This window comes from Teredinibacter turnerae T7901 (genome assembly GCF_000023025.1).
Lineage (GTDB): Bacteria > Pseudomonadota > Gammaproteobacteria > Pseudomonadales > Cellvibrionaceae > Teredinibacter > Teredinibacter turnerae_B.
Map to the genome: position 1 here is coordinate 2,981,363 of NC_012997.1, position 25,592 is coordinate 3,006,954.

A 25,592-nucleotide genomic window follows, 5' to 3' on the forward strand; every position below is an offset into this window, starting at 1 on the left:
TTTAGCAGTTTTTGAACGTTATTCCTACCGTTTTTACATGAACTTTATAGGGAGGCGTGTGGAGTTTAACTTAGAGAGCGCGATTGGTCGCAGTATGTGGGGCACAACGCGTTTGCCAACGTGACTTTTGATAATAAACCGGGTGCGTAGAGCTGCGTCACACGTCTAAGCAAGGTAATAGCCCTCCGGAGCCTAATGTTTGCTCCGGAGGGGTCAGGCTAGATTTTTATACGAATGCCCGCGGCGAGAATAATACCCATGGATTCGGTTTCTTCAATCGCGACTTCATCATCTACCGATTCTATTTTTTTGTAATCCAACGAGCGGCCAAGTGTATTTTTTTGGTTGAGCGCGTTAATTACATCAATGACATATTCAGCATCCAGACGCCAAAGCTTGCTGTACCATTTAAAGCGCAGGTCCAGCTGACTGTAGATTGGCAGGCGTTCAGAAAATGCTTCCCCGTACTCTGGTAAAACGCTGTCTTCAAACCAGGGGTTCTCGCGCAAACCGACAATCGGGGTGTACGCGGCGCCACTGCGCGCCGTCCAACGCCAACCTAGATTGAAGTTGCGGGTCGGAGAATAGTTGACCACCCAGTTAAACACCATCGGTGTATCCAGATAGTAATCCACTGTGTGATCATCGCGTTCGTTGGTGCGCTGGCTTTTTGCATAGCTTAATGCAACCCAGCTGTACCAGTTGCGGGTTAACTCTTTGTTTACCAGCAGGTCAAAACCGTAGGCCTTACCCGTTACGTCATTCACATATAGCAGGTCGCCATCCGGGTCGTCTTCACTGAGCGCGAGCGGCAAGTCGTCCATGGTTTTGTAGTAGGTTTCTACGCTCCAGCTCCAGCCATCGCCCATTTCATGCATCAGCCCCAGGGTGTAGTGGTCGGATGTTGGCGATTTAAGGTCGGGATTACCCACGTTAGGCAATATGGTTTCCAGATCCGGGAAGCGGTTGTAGCGCCCAGCACTGGAGCTCATCACCCAGTTGTCGGCAAGAATATACTCCAGTGCCAGACGAGGGTTTACGAAGGTTTCATCGGTGTAATCGTTGTTTTGCCATTGCAGACCCAAATCAACCGCAAATCGTGAAGTCAGCTGCCAGCGATCATTAAGGAAAGCCACCGATTCCAGCGGCTTAATGGATTGGCTGTCGGCGATGCGCTCGCGGCGGGTGAGGCTGCAATCCGAATCGAAATCCGTACACACAAACAGCACCTGGTCGTAGCGGTAGGTCAGCTCATTCTGCTGGCCTTTAGCGCCAAGCGTGAGCACGTGGCTGCTTCCCACCGGCACAACGTACTGCGCTTTTACCGTGTCGGTTACCGCTTCACCCGTATAGAAATATCCATCACCCCAAACCAACGAATTACTGTCGTACAAATGGCCAATACCGACTTTTAGGTGGCCGCCAGTACTGTAGTTATCCCAGATCAGGTTTTGCCCATCGTAACCGTTATCGATTTCAGCGTAGCCCTGGAAATCCGGGTTACTGCGCACAAAGTCCGCGTCGCGGGTAAACGTGGCAGCAGCTGTATCTGTGGCACCACTCGCGCTAAAGGTCAAAGTGTTGTTTTTACTGATGTCCCACAAAAACTTCGCCTGGTAGTCGGTGTCTTTGGGCATTTTTTCCACCCGCAGACCATCCTCCTCCTCAACATCATCTTCGTCGATAAAGTAATGGATTAAACTCTGCCGACCCGATACATAAAAAGCGGTGTTTTCGGTAATCTGCCCTTCCACGAATGCACCGGAGCGCAGCATGGAAATATCGAACACGCCGTAGAGCTGCTCTTTCTTTGGTTGACGCAGAGTAATATCGAACACCGCACCGGTTACATCGCTGTACTGGGGGCCAAAACCCGCTGAGTGCAGCTGAAAATCCTGCATGATGTATTCGTGGAAAACCGACGTATTAAAATCGTGGAAAATATAGCCGGCCGGCATAAAATCGATAAGAAACATGTTATCTGATGGCGACGAGCCCCGCACCGCAGGCTCGCCACTATCGCCGTTGGAGTAAACCACACCCGGCAGACTGAACACTGCAGCTAGTGGATCGCCCATCGCACCCGGCATATCGACGAGCTTCTGGGTTTCCTGGGTAATCTCGGTAAAGTTTCCTCGGCGCTCACCAAGTACCAGCGTTTCTTCCAGGGTACCCGCGCCGCCACCGCTTTCTTCTCCATTAGCTGTTTCACGTACAGCGTCAGACGTTTGTGCGCTAACCCCCGAAGATAAAAGTGCCGCAAGCAGGCAGCTTGCAGAGCACGATAAAAAAGTCCTTTTGCGGGGTAGATCCCCAACTAACATTGGCATAACCAACTCCTAACCTGAGTCATCATTTTTCGGGGGCCAGTGTACCCGTATGGCGTAACGAGACTGTTTCAATTCGTTACGAGCAAAAACAATTCTTTATTACGGCTGGTTCTAATGGCCAGGCCCGCTGCGATTGCCATAGAAGAATTTGTTGTCACGCCTGTCACGTGCTCCAGCTATACTTCAGCGAGAACCTATAACAGCGCGTTGAAGAGCCCCGGCCCTGGCCTGGGCCTGTTGTTAAGGCCACAGCAGCACCTTTGACTAAACTGCCGGCGACGCTGTGGTCTCCATAAACGTCTGCACAAACGTCGACATAAACGTTTACAACAACCAGTTAAATTACTGGGGCTAGCGTCAGACCAATCACGGGAGCGGCAATGGATAATATTCGACGCATTCCCGTTGCAAAATTGCAACTGGGAATGTACGTATCTGATGAAACACCCAACCTCGAAGACGGCAGTATTCGTCCGAAAGGCTTTATTCGCCGTCACGAAACTATCGATAAACTTATCGCAAAAGGTATAAACGAAGTTTTTATCGATATTTACAAAGGTTTGGATTCCCCTTACTCAATCCCGCTAAAGAGCAACACCCAATTTCTCTCGCCGAAAATTGCCCTACAGGAAGAACGCGATAAAGCTGCGAGTGTGTACAACGAAGCTCGCTCGCTGGTCTCTGGCATTCTACGCGATGTAAAACTGGGTAAGCTAATCGATATCGAGCAGGTGGAGTGCCTGGCCGATGAAATTAATGGTTCGGTGCTCAACAACCCAAACGCCCTCCTCTGCCTTAGCGCAATTCGTGAAAAAGACCAGTACCTGCTGGAGCATTCGATTAACGTCGGGGTCATTATGGGTATTTTCACCCGTTACCTCGGGTATGAAGATGAACTTGTTCACCAGTTGGTCACAGGCGCACTACTTCATGATATCGGTAAAGTTCGCGTCCCCCACCACATACTGAACAAGCCGGGCCGACTTTCTGGCGATGAGTGGACAGAGATGAAGCGGCACGTGGTGTATGGCCAGGAGATATTGCTGAAGTCGCCAGGCGTGACCGACGTGACCCTAGCCATTTGCGGTTTGCACCACGAACGGCTCAACGGCTCCGGTTACCCCATTGGTTTGGACGAAAGCAATATCAACAGCTACGGCAGGCTCGCAGCGATTGTCGATGTGTATGATGCACTCACTGCAGATCGGGTATACCACCAGGGGCGGCCCCCTGCCGACGCATTGCGCTTTATGCTGGATATTACCGGTGGCCACCTGGACCGCGGACTCGTTAACCAGTTTATCCGCTGCATGAGCGTTTACCCGGTGAGCACCCTGGTGGAACTGGACAACAACCGCGCTGCCGTAGTTATCAGCAGCAATTACACCAAACCTCACCAACCCACCGTTCGCACCATCTACAACTTACGCCAACGTCACTATGAAAAATCAAAAGATATTGATTTATCGAGCCCTCTCATTGAGCAGAAAATTATAGGTACCTTGGACCCGCGGGATTACGATATTCAGGTGCGCGACTTTTTGTAATTTCGCCCGCGAGTAACCTGCGGCCTGGTTTTGCCCGAATCAGCTATTGTACCGCTATAGTTTTTACACGCGTTAAGGGCAAACCTTTTTGATCTACCGCGCTACTGATTTGCGCGTTCATTCATACGTGCAAGCCAAAAGTCTTCGGCATAACGCGCTAGCACGAAAGTAACCACTGCCAACTCTTTTCACCTTCGCAACTCAGTAAAATAAAACAACCTGGACTGGATTGTGCAACCACTCGTAAAAAGGCAACAAAAGTGGACAGCATGAACGAAGGAAACTTTCAAAAATTCATTAAACTGCGTGGCACATGGTATACCGCTGGCGGGCTCGCCCTGCTTGTTCCTGCACTGCTAGTACCGTCCCACGTTGTAAAATTTGCATTTCTATGGTGTGCGCTGGTGTGTTTTTACATCGGCATGGGCTACTTTTTTTCATTCACCCGCCTGCTGTTTAAGAACGAGCGCGGCATTATTCCCTGGCCCATAAAAATTGTTCTACTACCATTTTTTGCCGGCACGTATTTTTGTAATTGGTTATCGCGGCAAACATCAGACGACCCCGCTTTCCAGGAAATTTCCCCTGGCTTGTTTATCGGCCGCAGAATACTGCCTGCAGACCTCGGTGATCTAGAAAAACATGGCATTAATGCGGTGCTCGATGTAACCGCAGAATTCGATGCGCTAAGCCTTACCGTGGAAGACACGCCGATCGAATATTTAAACGTACCTATATTCGACCACAGTGTGCCCAAGCTGCGCCACTTACACAAAGCTGTTGCGCAAATCGATAAATGGCGTAGCGACAATAAAACCGTTCTGGTGCATTGTGCCCTCGGCCGTGGGCGCTCGGCGATGGCTCTGCTGGCATATCTTATCTACCGCAAACCCGACACAACAACACGTGAATTGCTGGAAGCTGCGCAGGCAATTCGTGGCTCCATTGCACCGAATTTTCGCCAGCTGCGCATGCTCGAAAAATACCGCAACTCTAAATTCGTAACCGAACGCAAGCCACGCGCCTATGTCATTATTAATCCGACAGCGGGAAGCTACGGCGGAGACAATATGCGTGACGAAATCCAGCGGCAATTGGAACCATTTTTCGATGTCTCCATGCAGTTTACTACCCCAGAGCACGGCGCGGAGGCCATTGCTAAGGAAGCCATTGCGCGCAATATCGACCTGGTGGTGGCGTGCGGCGGTGACGGCACAGTCTCAGCGGTTGCAAGCACACTCGTACACACAGATACCACGCTGGGTATTCTGCCTTTGGGTACCGCGAACGCATTAGCGAGTTGCCTCTATGGCACGGGCAATACTTCGGACCTCGCAACTAACTGTGAACGAATCGCCAAACAAAGCACGCGAATTATCGACACTGCAGAATGCAATGGTCATGCGTTGATTTTGCTTTCTGGAATTGGTCTGGAGTCAGGCATGATTTCACGCGCTTCCCCCGATATTAAACAACGCTGGGGCGTGCTGGCCTATGTTGCCGGTGCAATTCAGGAATTTACCGAGTTAGACACGCTGGAGCTTACCCTCACTGTAGACGGCAATGCCAAACAGATATCCACTTATAGCCTTATTGTAGCCAACGCGGCTCCCGCGTTCAGCATTCTGGCGCAAGGTGGTGGCGAACCGGTATACGACGATGGCGAATTGGATATTACCTGGCTTGAGAGCAGAGGCGATCCCGGGGAGAGTGTGGTATCCATGGTTGAGCTGGTGCAAAGCGGGCTATTGGACAACCCTGAAACAAACTATGTGCATCACGAAAAAGGTCGTGTGATAGAATTCACCGCAAACAAAACCATACCGGTTGTGATCGACGGCGAACTATTTGAATTTGACCATATCGAGATACGCTGCATCCCCCAATCGCTGCGTGTTATTGCCTAATTCATGGTCTTGGCTCATGGCTCAAAACTGAAAAAAGCTGCGCTGGATCGCTCCGAAATTAAAGGAGAAATGCGTGTGAAACACTTGCGAATACGCGGCTTAGGGCTGTTAATCATCGCTTCCATTTTTGGCACTGTCGCCTGTGCACCGGAGGTCGGGAGCGAGGCTTGGTGCAAAAATATGAAAGAGAAGCCCAAGGGCGATTGGACCGCAAACGAAGCGAAAGCCTTCGCGAAAGACTGTATTTTCAAATAGGGCACGCCTGCACCGCATAGATTCGGCGCAGGTGCATTTATGGCATTCAGACCGAGTCAGTGAACCACTTCTCCGCCCGCCATAGGCGCTTGCAAAACCGGGCAAGGTACCGGCGATTGGCTCAAAGCGACGTCGTCGATAAACAGCTCGCGCCGCTTTGCCGTTTTTTGATATTGCTCGATGCCAATTCCCAGGTAAGTTAATTCTGAAGGCGCCAGCCATTTGTCCGCCTGCGAATGCGCGACACACCCCTGCCCTTTGCCATTTATGGTAATTTCTTCCAGCGGCTTTCCATCCAGCCAAAAAGCCAAATGGTCTCGCTCAACATCGACGGACCAGGCAAGGCAAAACCACTGGTTTTTTGGTAAACGGTAGGTGCTTGCGGGCGGCTTAGTATCGCTAAACGCCGGGTGTTGCCAACAATCGGTCGACCATTTTTTGCCAGCGGAATTATCCGTTACAGGGTATGTATCGTAATTGGAAAACAGGTGGTCATAACGGCCGTCAACACGTCCGCGCAATGCCACCTCAAACCCTTTTGGCGCTCCCGATTGAGTTGTTGCGGGCCCGGCCAGTTGCAAAAGGGTAAAGTCTGCATCCCGCGCGTTTTTGTCGCTCAGCCACACCATTGCACGCCCAAAATGACGCTTTGCAAACGGTGTTTCGCTTAGCAGCACCTTGAAAAACTGACGATTGTATCCCCCGCCCGCTCCCACCACGTGCAGTGCATGTTTACCGTCATAGGCGCGCACTGTGGAAATTTTCGCTTCGCTGGAACCGTCGAAGCTTCCAGTAATTGACAAGGTTTCGAAAGATTCACAAAACATGTTTTCCAGCCGGCAGGTCGATGCGGCGGCCGTTAAAGACGGTATAAAAATGGGCAGGAGCAGTGTAAAGCGAAACAGGTTACGCATAATCTTTAACCTCTAGGGTTTTATTTTTATTATTAAATTTCATTGCTGCTTTTATTTATACGCATTTAATCCGCATACAAAAAAAGGCGATCACTTTACTGATCGCCTTTCGGGTTGGGCAATTAAGCCCGGCTAATTAAGCGTAAATTACGCTTTGGTAGCCATGTATTGCATCAGGTCAACAACCTTGTTGGAGTAACCCCATTCGTTGTCGTACCAGGAAACCAGCTTAACGAATTTGTCGCTCAACTGAATACCTGCGTCCGCGTCGAAGATAGAGGTACGCGCATCGCCAATGAAATCGTTAGAAACAACGGCGTCTTCGGTGTAACCCAGAACGCCAGCCAAAGCGCCTTCAGAAGCCGCTTTGATTTCAGCTTTGATTTCTTCATAAGTGGCTGGTTTTTCCAGACGTACAGTCAAGTCGACAACAGAAACGTCAGGAGTTGGTACACGGAAAGCCATACCAGTCAATTTGCCGTTCAGTTCAGGAATGACTTTACCAACGGCTTTAGCAGCACCGGTAGAAGATGGGATGATGTTCTGGCCAGCACCGCGGCCACCGCGCCAGTCTTTCATAGAAGGACCATCGACGGTTTTTTGGGTAGCGGTTGTTGCGTGAACAGTGGTCATCAGACCTTCTTCAATGCCCCACTTGTCGTTGATCACTTTTGCCAGAGGCGCAAGACAGTTGGTTGTACAAGAAGCGTTGGAAACAATGTTGATATCGTTAGTGTATGACTCGTTGTTAACACCCATTACGAACATTGGAGTGTCGTCTTTGGATGGGCCAGTCATAACCACTTTTTTAGCGCCTGCTTGCAGGTGAGCTTCAGCAGTTTCTTTAGTCAGGAAGATACCGGTCGCTTCAGCAATATAGTCTGCGCCAATGTCACCCCATTTCAGGTCTGCAGGGTTACGCTCGGAGGTAACGCGAATTTCCTTACCATTAACAACCAGTTTGCCGTCGATTACTTCAACGTCACCTTTAAACTGACCATGAGTGGAATCGTATTTCAGCATGTAGGCGATGTAGTCAACGTCCAGCAGGTCGTTAATACCTACAACTTCTACGTCGTCGCGCTCAGCAGCAGCACGAAAAACGAGTCGGCCGATACGTCCAAAGCCATTGATTCCGACTTTAATGGTGCTCATAGTTTTCTCCTAGAGTAATAATTGAGGCAGCACACGCGCGCCGCTCAAGTTTAGCGTGGGTATAAAACTGTAGTGATTCGGTTTGGGCCCTGCATTCCACACAGCAGGTACGCCAACATTGAGAGGATTCCCAGTGGTCCGAACGCTCTCGCTGCAGGGAGCTTGTAATGCCACCAGGTGCAACCAAAATCGGCCGCCATTCTAGCGGTTTTCGTTGCAATCCTCCAGACACTCTCGCTATAGAGCGCGCATATTCTACAGCTTTACAGGTGAAATTTGGCGCATATTTGCGCGAAATCAGGGGATTGTCAGGTAGCGACCAGCGCCACTCTGACAATTGACTTGTAAGGCAGTACTAAGACTCCAGTTCACACCAAAGTTCAAAGCCTTCGTTCAGCCATTTACGCCCGTCGCGCTCCAGCAGTTCTTCCGCGAGAGCGGGCCCACGACTACCGGCAGGGTATTCCTGAACAGACATACTGGTTTCCTTCCAGCCGGCGAAAATCTGGTCAACCCAGCGCCATGCTGCCTCTACCTCAGCCGCACTTACGAAAAGGGTTTGATCATTGCGCAACACATCAAAGAACAACCGCGAATAGGCATCGTGTGTAACCTTGCCGTTTTCGTCAAACGAGAAGTTCAGGACGCCATCTTCAACGGGAATGCCTGCGTCCAGGCCAGGTATTTTATGCATCATGCGCAGGCTGACACCGGCATCGGGCTGCAGTTGAATAATCAGCTGGTTTGCGCGGTGCTCGGAATGATCTTTCTCGAAGATCTGATGGTTACTTTGCTTAAACTGGATCACAATTTCTGAGTGGCGCTTGTTCAAGCGCTTGCCAGTGCGCAGATAAATCGGCACACCAGACCACCGCCAGTTTTGAATTTCAGCTTTGATCGCCACATAAGTTTCGGTCTGGCTGTTAGGGTCCACTTCGTATTTGTCGGAAGTTTCACCGGTATAGCCAGGTACCTCCACGCCATCGACATAGCCACTGCTGTACTGGCCGCGCACAGTTAAATCCTGCACCTCACTGGCGGGAATCAAGCGCAAAGCATTTAACACTTTCAGTTTTTCGGCACGCACCGATTCTGCGTTCAAGCATGCAGGGGGTTCCATCGCCATCAAACACAGTACTTGTAACAGGTGGTTCTGCACCATATCTCGGGTGGCTCCGGTTTGGTCGTAAAACGCCCACCGGTTACCAACTCCCACGGTTTCGGTTACCGTAATCTGAATATGGTCGATGTAACGGGAATTCCAAAGCGGCTCGAAAATATCGTTGGCAAAACGCAATGCGATAAGATTCTGTACGGATTCTTTACCGAGATAATGGTCGATGCGGAAAATTTGTTCTTCGCTAAATGTACGCGCCAACTCATCGTTAATCGCCAAAAAGCTTTCGCGACTATCGCCCAAAGGTTTTTCTACTACCAGGCGTGTGGTTGGCTTGTTTAAGCCGCATTTGTCGACAGAACCACAGACTTTGCCAAAAATCATCGGCGGAATAGCGAGATAGATCACCAGGTGATTATCGTTATCGAAATACTCGCTCTTGGCGCTCGCCAAATCGTCTTCTTTGGTGGCGTCTCCCTGTGCAAACCAGATTTTACTGGCAAAACTTTGCCATTTTTCTTCTGAAAAAAGCGCATCACCAACACTTTTTTTCAGCCAGGTATAAATTTTGTTGTGGAATTCCTCACGGGTTTGTCCTGTGCGTGCCATACCGAAAATACGCGTATCGGCCGGCATGCAATTGTTCAACTCCAGGTAATACAACGATGGATAAAGCTTGCGCAGCGCGAGATCGCCATCACCACCAATAATCAACAGGTCCGTTTTCATATTTTGGAATACCTTGTTTATAGAACTCTTGTTATCGCGCCCAGTCATACTATTGAGGGCACAGGTTGCCGGGTCACCCCAATTCTCACAACAGTCTTGTGTGTTAAACACGTTCGCGTTGGTATGAGTGGGAAAGGTCACGAATTGCAGACAGGGAAAGCAAACGAGCCGATCACAGATAGTCGCCAGGTCGCTTCACCCAGGATTACCGCGGCATCGCTTACATGTTGCGCCGTCCAATAATATTCCCGCAGAATGTTTCGGCGGTTTATTATTCAGCGCACAAAAAAGCGCGGCCATTTTAGACTGTGTCCCCAGAGCGATCAACCAACGGTAGGGTTAAGCCGTTCAGAATATGTTCAGTAAGCGCATTTTAAACTGCTGCAAAGCCAAAAATTTAAGCGAGGATCCATGAAATCTGCTGCAATGCAAAACCTGTTTTTTCCAGTTCTGGTCACTTTCACGACCATATTGGTTAGTTTTTGCGCACACGCGGGTGAACCCCTGTTTACGGCTGAATATGAAGGCAAATATTCAGGGTTAACTATTACATCTACGCGTCAGCTGGAACAACTGGACAATGGCAAGTTTCAACTGAACTCCGTTATCAAAAACAGCTTTGCCTCAATTACCGAGGAAAGTCAGTTTACCTTCGACGAAGGGATAATGGTGCCTCAGAGCTACCACTACAAACGCAAAATCCTTGCCTTTAAAGCAGATGAGAACTTCCGCTTCGACTGGCCAAAAGCCACGGTGTATTACGAAAGAGAGGATAAACCCGAGAAAAACCGGGAGTTTCCGCTGGAACTCGGCGTGCTTGATCCTGCACTTTATCAGCTTCAGGTTCAGCGAGCCGTTGCTGCTGGACACACCAAGATTGACGTCACATTCGTCAAATCATCCAAGATTAAAACACTTCACTTCAAGAAAACAGGCGAAGAAACCTTGCAGCTTGGCGACAAGAGCTATCAAAGTATTCTGGTGGAACGTGACAACAGGGACGACGACAAGGAAACCCGCTTATGGATTGTGCCAGATCTAAACTACCAGATTGCGAGGGTTGAGCACGTAGAAGAAAATGGTGATAAGCACTCCATCCGCCTGACCAGCTACAAAAGCAGCGCCAATCTCAGCAAAGTTCTGTACACCGCAGCAAAAGCGCAATAGGCACTCCGCGCCTATATGAATTTTGCATATGGGCGCGATTATCCTTTTAAATCACATCTAACCAGCGACTTCCGACAACAGCCCCTCCTGCTACCCGTAAATACCTACTCACCGTGTCGAGCCTGATCGCTGCAGGCCCGCAATTCAGCCCCCGCAAAGCGTGATCTGGTTGTTTCTTACACTACGGGAACAATTACCAATTGTTCTAAATCAGGGTCTTTTTTATTGACAGATTTTTAATACTATAGGATTAACTTTTGATTTAGAGAGTGTCGTCATGGTCACGGTGATTGATCGATGGGTATCCCCCTTCAAACGGCTGCTCTTAGGGCTGTGGAGCCTGGCGCTGGTCTGTCCCTGTTTTGCAGAAAGCCGATTTGGCGTAAGGGGATTCGCGCATACAGGTGCCCACCACAGCGCTTTCAGTGCTTACAACCCGAGCACAGAAACGCCTGTAAGACTGCTGGACGACGACGCCCTTCTCGAGCATGCCGCATTGCGCCGCGAACATGGCAATTGTGGGGAACGACATCAATTGAACCGTCACTGGCTAGAGCAAAGCGCCGAAAATACGGCATCGGGCGCCGAAGCGCTCCGCAAACTGCTACAGCAAAGCGCGCTGCGCTATTGGCATAACCTGACCGGCACCGACGAAACAACCGATTCATCCCAGTTGACGGCCGCCGAGCCGGGTGTTTCCTGGTCAAACTACAGCATCGATTTATCCGAAGACGAGGCCCACCTCACCTTTACGTATCACTACCAATAACGACTGCAATAATAATTTCACCATCAGACGTGCCCCAAACCGTCTGTTACCTCTTGTCCCGCTCCGTGCGGGACGCTTTTTTATCCAGCATTACACTCAGCGTGTACAATGCTGCGCTTTCGACCACTTCGATTTCGCTATGACCACACCGACCACCAACCCCACCCCGACTTCAGAGATTTCCGTTACACAACAAGGCGCGAGCCTGTGGCGACGCCTTATTGCACTGGTTTACGACAGTTTCTTGCTGGGTGCACTCACCATGGCGTACGGCGCGGTAGTTACTATTGTGTTGCTGATTGTTCAGGGCGACACCACGGCGGGGGAGTACCGCCCAATGATTACCACACATTGGGGCAATGCACTCTTTCTCGTGGGCCTGATACTGACACTCGCTGGCTTTTATGTATTCTTCTGGTGCCGCGCCGGGCAAACCGCAGGTATGCGCGCGTGGCGACTGCAGCTCGTGAAGCGCGAGGCACTGCCGGAGACAGTGTCACCAAGCCTCAAGCAAGCCACCCTGCGTGCTTTTCTCGCCCCATTTTCACTACTATTTGTGGGCGCAGGTTATTGGTGGCAATTTTTTGATGAACAAAGCGACTGCTTGCACGATCGCTGGAGTGATACTCGGGTAATACTAACGCCGCCTCGCAAAAAGCTGCGGCATAGCTAAGCGCTGACTCAAGCGGGAACTGGATCTGGAAGCGCACACTACTGTGAGCGCTTGATCAGCAACCAGCCAAAAGCAAAGCAAAATGCAATCGGAATGAGTACGGCAAACATGGGGGAAAAGCCCATAATAATCGACATCGGGCCGAAGAGTTTTTGGCTGGTTTGAAATACTAGGCCAACGATCACACCAATAAATACCCGAAACCCCATGGTAGTTTGGCGCAGTGGACCGAAGATAAACGAGATAGCGATCATCACCAGACTTAAGGTTGCCAGCGGCTGCAAAGCTTTCTGCCAAAAGGCCAGGCGATACTCACTGGAATCGATATTTTGTTTTTCCTGGTAGTTTGCATACGCGTATAAACGCTGCATCGGCAACTCATCTGGATCTAGCACCAGCACATTCAATAAGCTAGGGGAGATTTCGGTGTACCAGTTTCGCGAAATAAATTCTTCGCGGTCGACCTTGTCCTCCGCATCGAACTGGGTAATCTCACCGCCCTGCTCGACCCAATGGTCTCCCTGATAAATCGCGGAGCGAATAAAACTTGCCTGCTCGAGCCTGCCTCCGTCGGCAAACTTGTAACGCGTAATTCCATACAACCGCCCATTGGGCAGCACCGCGTTAAAGTGCATGTATTCGCTGCCCTCGCGAAACCATAAACCCCGTTCACTCTGGAGCGCGCGTTCATGGCCCTGCAGTAAGTCGCGGCGGCTGTCCGCATATTGATCGGTATAAGGCGAGACGTACTCGCCAACCAAGGCGCCAACAATAATGAACAACAACACTGGGCGCATCACCGACCAGATCAACTGGCGTACCGACACGCCGGCCGCGCGCATCACAACAAGTTCACTGGAATTAGCGAGCAGCCCCAGGCCGATCAAACAACCTACCAGCGCCGCCAACGGCAGGTAATCGCACACGCTGGATGGAATGTAGAGCACCACATAGAACAGCGCCTCCAAAAACGTGTAATCACCTTTGAGCTGGCTGAGCTGATCTACCAGGTCAGCAATGGCGTCGAGCGAAACAATGACTAACAAAACGCCCATGACGGAGCCCCAGACCTGAGCGGCGATATAGCGTTGTAACTTCCTCATGCCGCAGCCCCCGCCCGACGACGAGCGCCGAATAAACGGCGTTTGTCGACTAACAAAAACAACGCGACCGTAAAAAACAGCAAATGTACGAGCCACAACATACCCGGAACCGGCTCATTGCCTTTTTCGATCAGGCCTCGCGCTGCATTTACGCAAACCAGGTACACCATGTACAAAATAATTGCCGGCAGCATTTTCGCGTATCGACCCTGACGCGGCTGCGTCTTGCTGAGCGGTACGGCGAGCAAACCCACAATCATCACCAGCACTGGCATAGAGAACCGCCACTGCAGGGCTGCACTGGCTTCTCGGGTTTTCGCCTGGAGTAACTTGAATGTGGTTAAGCCATCGGTAAACCGCTTGGGCTTAACGGCGTAATCCGGTTCCGGCAGCAATTGCGAGAAATTGCCAAATTCCACTACTTGATAATTCTGGGTGCCCGGCGTGCCTACGTATCGACGTCCGTTTTTGAGCAGCAAATATTTTTGCCCGGACTGCGGGTCTATCACGGTTTCGCCGGATTCGGCGGTAAGAACCGTGAGGTCGGCCTCTTGATGCGTAACCTTGTCGAGATCGTCTGCAGGGTCAATTGGCGATACCTTCGCCATAAAAACCCCGCGCAGTTGTTTTTTGTCCTCGCTGATGGATTCGGCGTAGCTGGTACCGGCGCCTTGATCCAGGGTGTGAAATCGCGAGGGCTTGAGAGTTTCAAAATCTGTGCGGTTGCGCTGTTCTGCCAACAGCGCTTCGGAAGCCTTCACCCCCTGTGGCCCCAGATACAGACTAAACAGGCCTACCAACATCGCAACCACCAGTGATGCGGCCAAGGTATAACCTACCAACCGCTTCTGACTCAAGCCACACGCGGACAATACCGTCATTTCGCTGTCGAGGTACAAACGACCATAAGCCATGAGAATGCCGATAAAAAGACCCAGGGGCAGTATCAACTCCAAATACGCGGGGAGTCTGTACGCCATGAGTGTGAGCAGAACACCGGCGTCGAGTTTACCCGCCGCAGCTTCGGCAAGATAATTTACGAAACGTGCGCTGATGATAATCATCAGTAGTACCAGGCTGACAGCAAACATACTGCTCAGTACTTCGCGGGCGAGATAGCGGAAAATAATCAATGCGGTGTTCCTTTTTTATCAAGCGGCGAATTCTATCAGCTCAACACACATTTATTAATTCCTTCAGCTGTCTTACACTGGGGGTTTTCGCACTACCCGGATTATTCAATGAAATTTCTTACGCAAAAAACCGACGCTTTATCTCGTGCCTCGGGATGTTCTGTTGTTTTCGCTCTCGATAACGCTCTGCTCACTACCGCACTCGCCCTGGATGATGCTTTGGGCGGCGTTCTGTCCCAGGTTATTAAAAGTGGTGATCTAAAAGCCAAGCCCGGGCAGTCGTGTTGGATACCTGTGCCAGCGGCTAGCGGCGTGAAAGCCGCCCGCGTACTTCTGGTTCACCTCGGAGAAACCAGCGAGAAGAAAAGTAAGATCGCCAGTGGCAGCGTAATTTCCGCGCTTCAATCAGCGGCGGCAGCGCTTTCTGCCTCACCCGCCAAAGATACGACAGTATTTATCGACGATTTGTTCGCAGACGGTGCGCCAACTATCGAACATTTCGGTGAGCCCGCAGATGCAAGCTGGGTTGCAGAGCAGATGGCGAAACTGTTTGTCACCGCCAGCTACCGATATACCGAAACGTTCAGCAAACCTGAACCGGCGCCTGCGCTGGGTAAAGTGACCTATGCAAGCGACGACGCGACCCGCACTCGCGCGGTTAAATCTGCACTGTTAAAAGGTGCCGCCATAGGCGAAGGGATGAACCTGACTCGCCAACTGGGCAACCTGCCCGGCAATATTTGCACCCCTGCCTACCTGGTTGAACAAGCGAAACAACTGGCCGCCGCATGCCCTAAGCTCACCACCAAAAGCCTTAACGAAAAACAAATCGAGAAGCTTGGCATGGGCGCTTTTCATTCTGTTGCCAAAGGCAGCGACCTGGATGCGCAGTTGATTATTATGGAGTACAAAGGCGCTGGTGGTGCGAAAAGCCAGCCCCATGTCTTGGTCGGCAAAGGGATCACCTTTGATACGGGTGGTATCAGTCTCAAGCCCGGTGCCAATATGGACGAAATGAAATTCGATATGGGTGGTGCCGCCAGTGTGTTCGGTGCAATGAAAGCGCTGATTGAGATGGATGCCAAAGTGCACGTTATCGGCGTCATCGCAGCAGCGGAGAACATGCCGAGCGGACGCGCCTCCAAACCTGGCGATATCGTTACTTCCATGTCCGGGCAAACAATCGAAATTCTCAACACCGACGCCGAAGGCCGCTTGGTACTGTGCGACACCCTCACCTACGTTGAGCGCTTCAAGCCAAAATCGGTTGTGGATATCGCCACGCTGACAGGCGCTTGCGTCATCGCGCTCGGCAATCACGCGACCGGGCTCTACAGTAACGAACAGGCGCTCGCCGACAAGTTACTGGCTGCCGGCGTAGGTGCGAATGACCGCGCGTGGCAGATGCCGTTGTGGGACGACTACCAGAAGCAACTCGACAGCAATTTTGCGGATATGGCAAATATTGGTGGCCCCGCCGGCGGCAGCGTTACCGCAGCCTGTTTTCTGTCTCGCTTCACCAAAAGCTACCCATGGGCGCATCTCGATATTGCAGGTACCGCGTGGCAATCAGGCGCGAAAAAAGGGTCCACTGGTCGCCCGGTGAGCCTGTTGGTCAATTACCTGCTGAACGCATAATTGCCCGATGACACGTGTCACCTTCTACGTGCTTGCCCAAGGTGCTGTTAGCGACAGGCATCAATTTGCCTGTCGCCTAACGGAGAAAGCGGTTAATCAAGGCAGTAAAGTTATGATCGCCACCAACGATGCAAGTGAAACGAAAGTGCTCGATGAACTGCTATGGCAGTTTCGCGCTGAGTCGTTTGTGCCCCATCACACTTACGGTGATACGCTGGAGTCCCCCGTGCTATTGAGCCACGACGGTGATGATATTCAGCAGCATGACTTGCTGATTAATCTGCGACGCAATATTCCCGGCGCATTTAGCCGCTTCGCCAGGCTCGTGGAGATCGTCATTCAAGACCCCGCCGACAAACAGCTTTCTCGCAAGCACTTTACCTACTTCAAAGAACGGGGTTATGAAATCGAAACCCACAACATAGGTTAGTGTGGCGTCATTTGGCGCCTGTTGCATTATTCGGGACAACAGCTTTACTTAAAGGTGGGTTTGAACACTTAAATAACAACTGATAATGCGCTCGTAAGTGAAAACTGCGCGCGCACATAAATCGAGAAATCGGAAATCAGGCAAGGACGAGCGATAAAAGAACGGTAAAAATCGAACTAAGCGTTCACGGTTAGCTTGGCAACGAACTCAGAAAAATAATATAAAGGGGTTTATGCTTCTCGGCGTCGAAGGTGCTTCTCATAAAGGGGGCAAGCGTATCAGCAAGTACGCGCATTACATTCTCTCTCTGCTGATTCTGTCGGTGGGCGTAGTAACGGTCACTGTCGCATCGGCTCAGCCGCGTATACCACCGCAGGTAAAATTCACCCCAACGCTGCAGGATCAGCTCGAAAAGCTTGGCTATATCAACAGTATTCACCAGGATGCCGACGGTTTCCTGTGGTTTGCTGCGGTCAAGGGGCTCGCCCGCTATGATGGGTACGCCTTACGCACCTACGAGCAACGGGTGGACGACCCCTTATCCATCAGCCATCTCTGGGTAAAACATTTGTTACGGGATAGCCGCGGCGATCTCTGGGCAGTCACACATACCGGGCTGTGCCGCTATCTGCGCACGAATGACGGTTTTCAATGCTTCCCTGGCCGCGGCCAAAGCGACGCGGTTCCGAACTTGTACTTTTATTATTTATTTGAAGATAGCCGCCAGCAAATGTGGGCGAGCACGTCACTGGGCATCCGCTTATTCAACCCGAGCAATGGCGCCCTCAGTTTGGCGCCGGAACCTCTTAACTCGACGCTCACCGCCGTGGGCAATGCGAATACCAATAGCGTAAATACCGTCGCAGAAGCGCCCAATGGCGACCTCTGGTTCGGCTTGGAAGGCAATGGGCTTATCCGTTACTCGCCGCCCACGCACAGCCTGATCCACTACCACCTCAATGACGGCCACAGCAACCTGCAATCCAACCAGATCCGCTCGATCCTTGCCGACTCCAAAGGCGTCATATGGATAGGGACCCTAGGCGCCGGTATCGCCCGTTTTAATGAACAGTCCGGCGAGTTCGAACGCTTTGTGCACAGCGCCAGTGAAAAAGCGGATACCGTGTGGGACATTATGGAAGATCAAAATGGCCTGTTCTGGATAGGCGATGGTACTGGCGTCCACCTTTATAACCCCGACACCGGTGACTTTGCTGACTACAGCTACATTGAAGGTCAAACCAGTGGCCCCAGTAATTTCGTTGCCCGGGACATTTTCATGGATAAATCCAAAGGAATATGGATTGGTTACTTCCCGAGCGGCGTGGACGCGGTTGACCTGCAGGCATCTGAGTTCCTCAATTTCAGGCACATACCAGAGCAACCTAACTCACTGGGCGATGGTGGCGTCCTAACCACGCTGGAAGCCCCGGATAAAACTGTGTGGATTGGTTGCGGTTTCGGTCTTAGCCATTTAGATCGCGCAACTGGCAACTTCACAAAATACATTTATGAGGAAGACGACCCCCACTCGCTGTCAGGAAGCACAGTGCTGGATATGGAGCTCGATAAAGATCACATCCTCTGGGTTGGCGCCTGGGATCGCGGCTTGAACCGTCAATTGCCCGGTGAGGATCGCTGGGAACGTTACCAATACGACCCGCAAGACCCAAAGTCGTTGTATGGACGAGAACCCTGGGGTATCACTGTCGACCACAACAACGACATCTGGATAGTCACCGAAAAAGGCATTAGCCGTTACAACCGGTCGACCAATGATTTTACCCGTGTGATGCCAAATGACAGTCTTGGCAACCCTATGACGACCCTGTATTCGCGCGGGATCACCACGATGAGCGATGGTCGGCTCTGGATCGCCAGTTACAACGGCGTGTACGTCCTTAACCCGAACACGCTCGAGTTCGAAGCGCACTATATGAATGATCCTGAGCAGGCGAACTCAATCAGCTGGAACCAGATTCTAACCAGTTTTCAGGATTCCAAAGGTAATATCTGGATAGGGACTTTTGGCGGAGGCCTGAACAGATTTAACCACGCAGACAACACATTTACCCGCTTCACCACAGAGCAAGGGCTGCCTAACTCCACAGTGTCTAGTATTGTCGAGGACACTGATGGCAACCTTTGGGTGTCGACCTTCGAAGGCCTGGCCCGTTTCGATCCTAAAACAGAAAAGTTTATGGTGTTTACCAAACGCGATGGCCTGGTGGGGAATCTATTCAATCGCGATTCCGGTTCCTTACTGAGTGACGGGTCACTGGTTTTTGGTAGCAGTCGCGGGCTCACATTATTCGACCCACACATGTTGCAGCCGAACGAGCATATCCCGCCGATTGTGCTTACCGACCTGCAGGTTTTCAATGAGTCACAGCGCCCCGGCCCGAACAGCCCTCTACAAAGAGCGATCGGGGTAACCCAGGAGATTTCGCTCGACCATACCCAATCGGTATTTTCAATCGCGTATTCCGCGCTGGATTTCCGATCCCCAGACGAAAATCAGTACGCCTATCGCCTCAAAGGGTTTGAGGAGCGGTGGAACATGGTGGGCAATCGCCGCCTCGCAACCTACACCAACCTGGACCCCGGCAACTATGTATTCGAAGTTAAAGGGTCCAACAATCACGGTATTTGGAATCCAACACCAGCTCGATTGCGCATTTACATCAATCCACCTTACTGGCGCACCCCGCTCGCATACGCGTTTTACGCACTAGCGCTCAGCGCGTTGATTTCGTGGACACTCTGGGTGCAGCGCAAAGAACTCGCCCGGGAGCGCGCACTGGTGCGGCGGATGACCGAAATCGACCGCATGAAAGACGAGATAAACCGCGACCTCGACCGCAAAGTGGCGGAAAGAACCGAAGCCTTGCGGACTGAGCATCAGCGGCTGATCGCAACTCAGGAGGAATTGCGCAGCCTGAATAAACGTCTGGAGGACGCCAGCCTAACTGATCAGCTCACTGGCTTGCACAACCGCCGGTTCCTGTACAACACAATCACTAATGATCTTATCGAAACCAACGAACAGTACGACCGTGCGCGCGCCGCTGGCCTGGAGTTCCGCGCCCTCAATGACTTGACGTTTATGGTGCTGGACATCGACGACTTTAAAACCATCAACGATCACCACGGCCATGCGTCCGGCGACCTGATGCTGGTCCAGTTTGGCAATATTCTACGCAGCGCTTTGGCAGCCGAGGATTATGTGATTCGATGGGGGGGAGAAGAATTTGTGCTGGTTATCCGCCACCAGGCGCGCAGTCGTGCAGAAGCGATCGCTGATCGCCTGCTGTTCACCACGCAAAACCATACATTTAAGCTGGCGGACGGCTGCGACGCTAAAAAAACCTGCTCTATAGGAATCGCCTCCTACCCCTTTGCCCCGCACCAGCCCGGCCTATTTGATTGGGAGCAGATTATAAGTCTTGCGGACCAGGCGCTTTACGCAGCAAAGGCATCCGGCAAAAACTGCTGGGTACGCCTGCAGGCCAATGATCGTGGAGGCCAGAGTGCGCTGGAGGACGTCAGCCCGACAAGGCTTTCGCAAGGCGTAACATCTGGCGCCATCAAGGTCACAAGCTCGCGGCCGATGGACGAACTGCAATGGCGCGATTAACAGCAGACATTTTTTCGATTTCTGTGTGATTAATATCCACTTCAGGCGTTGCAGGATAGCGATAAAGCGCTAATATAGGGCCTTCTCAGACAGCGCCATGGAAATGCAATTTTGAGTACCGAGGAACCAAATAAACCGTCTCGCAAAGACCTTCTCAGCGAGCTGGAGGATATTAAATCCTCGCTCGAACGGGAGGTCTTTGGCGATTTACTGGACGCACCAGACGATGCGCCGGACGTGAGTCCCCCGGCAGAGCCAGGTGGCGCGCCTCAAACCAGCGATCCTGAGGTGCCAGTATTGACCGAAAGTGTCCTCGACTTGTCCGCCGTCACCCTGGATGAGAGTGAACTGCCCGATGAGGAACTGTCCGCGCTGTCGAGTACTGATGACGAACTCAAAGGCGACATGGCGGCCCTGCTCGCTGAAGAAAGCAAAAAACACGATGATCCAGATAAAACCAAGCCCGGTCGCAGCAAACCCCAAAGTAAAAATGCAGAAACGGCCGGCCAACAATCGCTATTTGAAGAACCTGCCGCCAGTGCACCCCAGCCCGCAAAGCGCCCTACCAAACCCGTCAACCGCAAACCTCAACCAACACAAGCTGTAGTGAACGAACAAAAAACCGAAAACCCCTTCTTGCCCGCCCATATTCGCGAAAGGCTAAACCGCAACCACGAGCAATCCGTCATTCAGGACCTGGTACAGGTCGGCGATGCACTGGCGCGGCCAGATGCGCGCCCGCCCAAACCACTGATGGCGAATAACCTCTCAGACGACGAAAACCTGTTAATCGATGCAGTGGTTGCCAAATACCTGCCGGAGATAGAGCGGGAATTGCGGCGTCGACTTGCCGAGCAACTGGCTAAAGATCCCAAAGATCCCGTAACCCCCTGATCTACACTGCATTTTACGAGCCCCCACGGTATAATCGCCCGTTCGATTACGCACCCATTCACCTTAAATAAGCGGTTTATAAGCTCTAGCTATGGATAAAACGTATCAGCCTTCGGCAATTGAGAAACAGTGGTATGAAACCTGGGAATCCAAGGGGTATTTCGCTCCCAGCGGCGAAGGTGAGCCCTATTGCATTATGATTCCACCGCCGAACGTCACTGGCAGCCTACATATGGGCCATGGCTTTCAAGAAAGTATTATGGATGCGCTCATCCGCTACCACCGCATGAAGGGGTGTAACACCCTGTGGCAGGTGGGCACTGACCACGCAGGCATTGCCACTCAGATGGTGGTTGAGCGCCTGTTGGACGCGGAAAATATTACCCGTCACGATTTAGGTCGCGACAAGTTCATTGAAAAGGTGTGGGAGTGGAAAGAGCATTCTGGAGGTACCATCACCCGCCAGCTGCGCCGTCTGGGTGCTTCGCCGGATTGGAGCCGCGAACGTTTCACCATGGACGAAGGGTTTTACCAAGCTGTCCAGGAAGTATTTATTCGTCTGTACGACGATAAACTCATTTACCGGGGCAAACGCCTGGTGAACTGGGACCCGAAACTGCACACTGCCATCTCCGACCTCGAAGTGGTAAGCAAAGAACAAAAAGGCCATCTATGGCATTTTCGCTACCCCTTGAGCGATGGCAGCGGCCACCTGGTTGTTGCGACTACACGCCCGGAAACCATGCTCGGCGATACCGCCGTTGCGGTGCATCCAGAGGATGAGCGCTACAAAGACTTGGTGGGGAAAACCATCACCCTCCCGCTGACTGATCGCAAAATCCCCATTATTGCCGACGACTATGTGGACATGGAATTCGGTACCGGCTGCGTGAAAATCACGCCAGCGCACGATTTCAACGACTATGAGATGGGGCAACGGCACAATCTCGAAATGATTAACATCTTCAACGATGATGCGCAGATTAATGCCGCTGCACCCGAAAAATACCGCGGCCTCGACCGCTTTGTTGCGCGCAAACAAATCGTCGCCGACCTGGACGCACTTGGGCTGCTCGAGAAAATCGATGACCACAACTTAAAAGTCCCCTACGGCGACCGCTCTAACGTGGTGATCGAACCCTACCTAACTAACCAATGGTACGTGCGCACTCAGCCACTTGCAGAAAAAGCCATCGCCGCAGTCGAAGATGGCGATATCGCGTTTGTACCCAAACAATACGAAAACATGTACTTCAGCTGGATGCGCGATATCCAGGACTGGTGTATCTCACGGCAGTTGTGGTGGGGCCACCGTATCCCGGCTTGGTACGACGACGCTGGCCAGGTCTATGTCGGCCGCGACGAAGCCGATGTGCGCAAAAAATACAACCTGGGCGATTCCCTCGCACTCAAACAAGATGACGATGTGCTGGACACCTGGTTCAGCTCCGGTCTCTGGACCTTTGGCACCCTGGGTTGGCCGGAAGAAACAGACTTCCTTAAAACCTTCCACCCTTCCTCTGTGCTCGTGACCGGATTCGATATCATTTTCTTCTGGGTCGCCCGCATGATTATGCTAACCCTTTACTTCAAGAAGGAAATCCCATTCCACACGGTCTATGTACACGGCTTGGTGCGTGACAGCCAGGGCCAGAAAATGAGTAAATCGAAGGGCAATGTGCTGGACCCCATTGACCTCATCGACGGTATCGACCTGGAAAGTCTGGTGAAGAAACGCACCACCGGTTTGATGAATCCGAAAGACGCGGCGAAAATCGAGAAAAACACCCGCAAGGAATTTCCAGACGGGCTCGCCTCATACGGCACTGATGCGCTTCGCTACACCTATTATTCGTTGGCGAGCACCGGTCGCGACATTAATTTCGATGTTGGCCGTATCGAGGGTTTCCGCAACTTCTGTAACAAGATCTGGCAGGCCTCCAACTATGTGCTGATGAATACCGAAGGCCAGGACTGCGCGCAGGATGACAGCACAGAGTACGAATTAACCCTGGCGGACCGCTGGATTGTTTCGCGCCTGCAACAGGCGGAAAAAGCGGTGATTGAAGGTATGGACACCTACCGTCTGGATCTGGCGTCACAAGCGCTCTACGACTTTTTCTGGAAAGACTATTGCGACTGGTACCTGGAGCTTACCAAGCCCGTGCTTACCGGCGACTTCGCCAGCGAACAGGTACGCATAGGCACCCGCCGCACACTGATCCGTGTACTGGAAACAACCTTGCGGCTTGCGCACCCCTTCATGCCGTTTATCACCGAGGAAATCTGGCAAAAGATAAAACCACTCGCAGGCGTAGAAGGCGAAACCTTGATGTTACAACGCTACCCCGCCCCTGCGGAGGAGCGCATTGATGCTGCGGCGATCAGCGATATTGAGTGGGTGAAATCCGTTATCGAAGCCGTGCGCAATATTCGTGGTGAAATGAATATTCCCCGCGCGACCAAGCTTCCGGTATTTGTGCGAGACCTGACCTCGGAAGATGAGCGCTGCCTGAACGACAACGCGCAGTTTTTAACCCGTCTGGCCAACTTGGAATCCATCACCCGATTGGCAGCGCAGGACAAGGCTCCGCTCAGCGCGACGGCACTTGCCGGTAGTATGGAAATTCGTGTCCCCATGGCAGGTTTGATTGACAAAGACGCGGAGCTGGCACGGCTGCATAAAGAAAGCGATAAACTTGTTAAAGAAAAAAGCCGGCTTGCAGGGAAGCTGGAAAATCCCAAGTTTGTCGACAAAGCACCGGCCGATGTGGTTGCCAAAGAGCGTGAAAAGTTAAACGAAGTGGAAGCAGCTCTCGCGAAACTCAGCGAACAACAGGCCGAAATCGCGAAGCTTTAACACGGCTAGATTGCCGCATGACTAACAGTAAAACGCCGCAAATCGCGGCGTTTTTTGTTTTACACACCGGCGGCTCTTGTTATCTAACCCGTTAACTACATCAATATCACTGGGATTGCGTCAAACGTCGGGCTGCAAATCGCACAAACTGCGCTTTTTTTGACCCATTTAAGTACTCATTTGTAAAGCAATGACAAATTAGCGCGAACCAGCCCACAAAAGCGTAGACGAGCAGAAGCCAGACGCCTACAATATTGGATATAGTCTGTATGACTATTTGATAGAGTTGTTATTCGCATTGGACATCCGTTGCGCAACGCAAACCCATTTGTAGTATTGAGTTTCTTGTCTCACGACATTGTCTCAAGTAATCACTTATTTTTTGTTAGGTGAATAAAAGGTTCGATGAGTGCGAACCTGGGTTACCGGTACTCTGCACAGTCCGGAGTTTGCCAACTATGTGTCACAGTCAACGGGCGGTTGGGATTTCCAATCGCCCTTTTTTTATTTACACGCCCTTGCCAGGGAATGCGGTAGCATTACGCCTTTTTCGGGAGGCCACCCATGTCAAATACCGTCCTTATTACCGGCGCGTCATCCGGATTTGGCGAAGCTTGTGCAAGACTCTACGCTAGCAAGGGCCACCCTCTTGTGTTACTCGCGCGACGAGGCGACCGACTACAGCAGCTCTCCGATGAATTGAGCCCATTGGTAAACGTCCACATTCTAGTTGCGGATGTAACCAAAACTGAGGCGCTGTTAGAGGCGCTGCAATCCATTCCCGATGCGTTTTTGCCGGTAAATATTCTGATCAATAATGCAGGCTTGGCACTGGGGCTCGACAAAGCACAGGATGCCGAGTGGCAGGATTGGCAGATTATGGTCGACACAAATATCACGGGCCTGCTTGCGATCACACACCACCTGCTGCCCGCGATGGTGGCCAGTAACAGCGGCCATGTGATCAATATTGCCTCGACTGCTGCCAGCTGGCCCTACCCCGGTGGTAACACCTATGGGGCATCAAAAGCCTTCGTCCAACAATTTTCCCGCGGTCTCCGTGCCGATCTGCTGGGTACCCGCGTACGCGTTTCGACGCTGAGCCCCGGGATGGCGGAAACCGATTTTTCCAAAGTGCGATTTCACGGTGACGAAAGTAAAGCGGCAGCGGTGTACGCCAACGCCAAAGCGCTTTCTGCAGAGGATATCGCAGATATTGTGTACTGGATTACCAGTGTGCCGCCTCACGTCAACGTGAACGAGCTGGAAGTGATGCCGGTAGACCAGGCCTGGGGACCACTGGCCGTGCACCGGCACTCGAGTTAAGCATTAGC

The 25,592-nt window shown here is 51.8% G+C and carries 18 protein-coding genes; 12 read left to right on the forward strand and 6 right to left on the reverse strand.

Going from position 1 to position 25,592, the window contains the following annotated elements; genetic code table 11:
* Positions 1-218: 218 nt before the first annotated feature.
* A complete protein-coding gene (locus tag TERTU_RS11935) occupies positions 219-2,330 on the reverse strand; it encodes a TonB-dependent receptor domain-containing protein (protein ID WP_015819852.1) in 2,112 nt (703 codons plus the stop codon).
* 380 nt (positions 2,331-2,710) lie between these two features.
* Here TERTU_RS11935 and TERTU_RS11940 point away from each other — a divergent pair, with 380 nt between their 5' ends.
* From TERTU_RS11940 to TERTU_RS11950, 3 genes are all read left to right on the forward strand, one after another.
* Positions 2,711-3,877, forward strand: coding sequence for a cyclic di-GMP phosphodiesterase (locus tag TERTU_RS11940; RefSeq protein ID WP_015820208.1), 1,167 nt, complete (start codon positions 2,711-2,713; stop codon positions 3,875-3,877).
* A 269-nt stretch (positions 3,878-4,146) separates the two neighbouring features.
* Positions 4,147-5,784 (forward strand): diacylglycerol kinase family protein, encoded by a 1,638-nt coding sequence (locus tag TERTU_RS11945; RefSeq protein ID WP_041590223.1) that lies wholly within the window; start codon positions 4,147-4,149, stop codon positions 5,782-5,784.
* Between the two features lie 69 nt (positions 5,785-5,853).
* Positions 5,854-6,039, forward strand: coding sequence for a DUF3012 domain-containing protein (locus TERTU_RS11950; RefSeq protein WP_018015609.1), 186 nt, complete (start codon positions 5,854-5,856; stop codon positions 6,037-6,039).
* Positions 6,040-6,095: 56 nt separating this feature from the next.
* On the opposite strand, the gene TERTU_RS11955 is transcribed toward TERTU_RS11950, so the two are convergent.
* From TERTU_RS11955 to zwf, 3 genes are all read right to left on the reverse strand, one after another.
* On the reverse strand, positions 6,096-6,953 hold the full coding sequence (locus TERTU_RS11955) for a hypothetical protein (RefSeq protein ID WP_015818357.1): 858 nt from the start codon (positions 6,951-6,953) through the stop codon (positions 6,096-6,098).
* 147 nt (positions 6,954-7,100) lie between these two features.
* Positions 7,101-8,108 carry a type I glyceraldehyde-3-phosphate dehydrogenase gene (gap, locus tag TERTU_RS11960; RefSeq protein WP_015816954.1) on the reverse strand — a complete coding sequence of 336 codons (1,008 nt, stop codon included), beginning with the start codon at positions 8,106-8,108 and terminating at the stop codon, positions 7,101-7,103.
* A 355-nt stretch (positions 8,109-8,463) separates the two neighbouring features.
* A complete protein-coding gene (zwf, locus tag TERTU_RS11965; RefSeq protein WP_015820190.1) occupies positions 8,464-9,954 on the reverse strand; it encodes a glucose-6-phosphate dehydrogenase in 1,491 nt (496 codons plus the stop codon).
* A 411-nt stretch (positions 9,955-10,365) separates the two neighbouring features.
* Here zwf and TERTU_RS11970 point away from each other — a divergent pair, with 411 nt between their 5' ends.
* The 3 genes from TERTU_RS11970 to TERTU_RS11980 all read left to right on the forward strand — a co-directional run bounded on the left by TERTU_RS11970 (position 10,366) and on the right by TERTU_RS11980 (position 12,563).
* Complete coding sequence (locus tag TERTU_RS11970) at positions 10,366-11,121, forward strand: DUF3108 domain-containing protein (RefSeq protein ID WP_015818883.1); 756 nt, start codon at positions 10,366-10,368, stop codon at positions 11,119-11,121.
* 277 nt (positions 11,122-11,398) lie between these two features.
* The gene (locus TERTU_RS11975) at positions 11,399-11,890 is read left to right on the forward strand and encodes a hypothetical protein (protein WP_015820964.1); all 492 of its coding nucleotides are present in this window, start codon (positions 11,399-11,401) and stop codon (positions 11,888-11,890) included.
* 139 nt (positions 11,891-12,029) lie between these two features.
* Positions 12,030-12,563, forward strand: a complete 534-nt coding sequence (locus TERTU_RS11980; RefSeq protein ID WP_015820080.1) for an RDD family protein — start codon at positions 12,030-12,032, stop codon at positions 12,561-12,563.
* 38 nt (positions 12,564-12,601) lie between these two features.
* On the opposite strand, the gene lptG is transcribed toward TERTU_RS11980, so the two are convergent.
* Positions 12,602-13,666, reverse strand: a complete 1,065-nt coding sequence (gene lptG / locus TERTU_RS11985) for an LPS export ABC transporter permease LptG (protein ID WP_015820618.1) — start codon at positions 13,664-13,666, stop codon at positions 12,602-12,604.
* On the reverse strand, positions 13,663-14,799 hold the full coding sequence (lptF, locus tag TERTU_RS11990; RefSeq protein WP_015817033.1) for an LPS export ABC transporter permease LptF: 1,137 nt from the start codon (positions 14,797-14,799) through the stop codon (positions 13,663-13,665). Before lptF ends, lptG begins: the two co-directional genes overlap by 4 nt.
* A 108-nt stretch (positions 14,800-14,907) precedes the next feature.
* On the opposite strand from lptF, the gene TERTU_RS11995 reads away from it, so the two are divergent.
* The 6 genes from TERTU_RS11995 to TERTU_RS12020 all read left to right on the forward strand — a co-directional run bounded on the left by TERTU_RS11995 (position 14,908) and on the right by TERTU_RS12020 (position 25,584).
* Positions 14,908-16,437, forward strand: a complete 1,530-nt coding sequence (locus tag TERTU_RS11995) for a leucyl aminopeptidase (RefSeq protein WP_015817679.1) — start codon at positions 14,908-14,910, stop codon at positions 16,435-16,437.
* A gap of 7 nt (positions 16,438-16,444) precedes the next feature.
* Entirely contained in the window at positions 16,445-16,867 is a 423-nt protein-coding gene (locus TERTU_RS12000) for a DNA polymerase III subunit chi (protein WP_015818274.1), read from the forward strand.
* A 232-nt stretch (positions 16,868-17,099) separates the two neighbouring features.
* A complete protein-coding gene (locus TERTU_RS12005) occupies positions 17,100-20,504 on the forward strand; it encodes a ligand-binding sensor domain-containing protein (RefSeq protein WP_015817836.1) in 3,405 nt (1,134 codons plus the stop codon).
* A gap of 111 nt (positions 20,505-20,615) precedes the next feature.
* Positions 20,616-21,398 (forward strand): hypothetical protein, encoded by a 783-nt coding sequence (locus TERTU_RS12010; RefSeq protein WP_015818513.1) that lies wholly within the window; start codon positions 20,616-20,618, stop codon positions 21,396-21,398.
* Positions 21,399-21,489: 91 nt separating this feature from the next.
* Positions 21,490-24,258, forward strand: coding sequence for a valine--tRNA ligase (locus TERTU_RS12015; RefSeq protein ID WP_015817851.1), 2,769 nt, complete (start codon positions 21,490-21,492; stop codon positions 24,256-24,258).
* Positions 24,259-24,822: 564 nt separating this feature from the next.
* On the forward strand, positions 24,823-25,584 hold the full coding sequence (locus TERTU_RS12020) for an SDR family NAD(P)-dependent oxidoreductase (protein ID WP_015819874.1): 762 nt from the start codon (positions 24,823-24,825) through the stop codon (positions 25,582-25,584).
* The last annotated feature ends 8 nt before the right edge of the window (positions 25,585-25,592 follow it).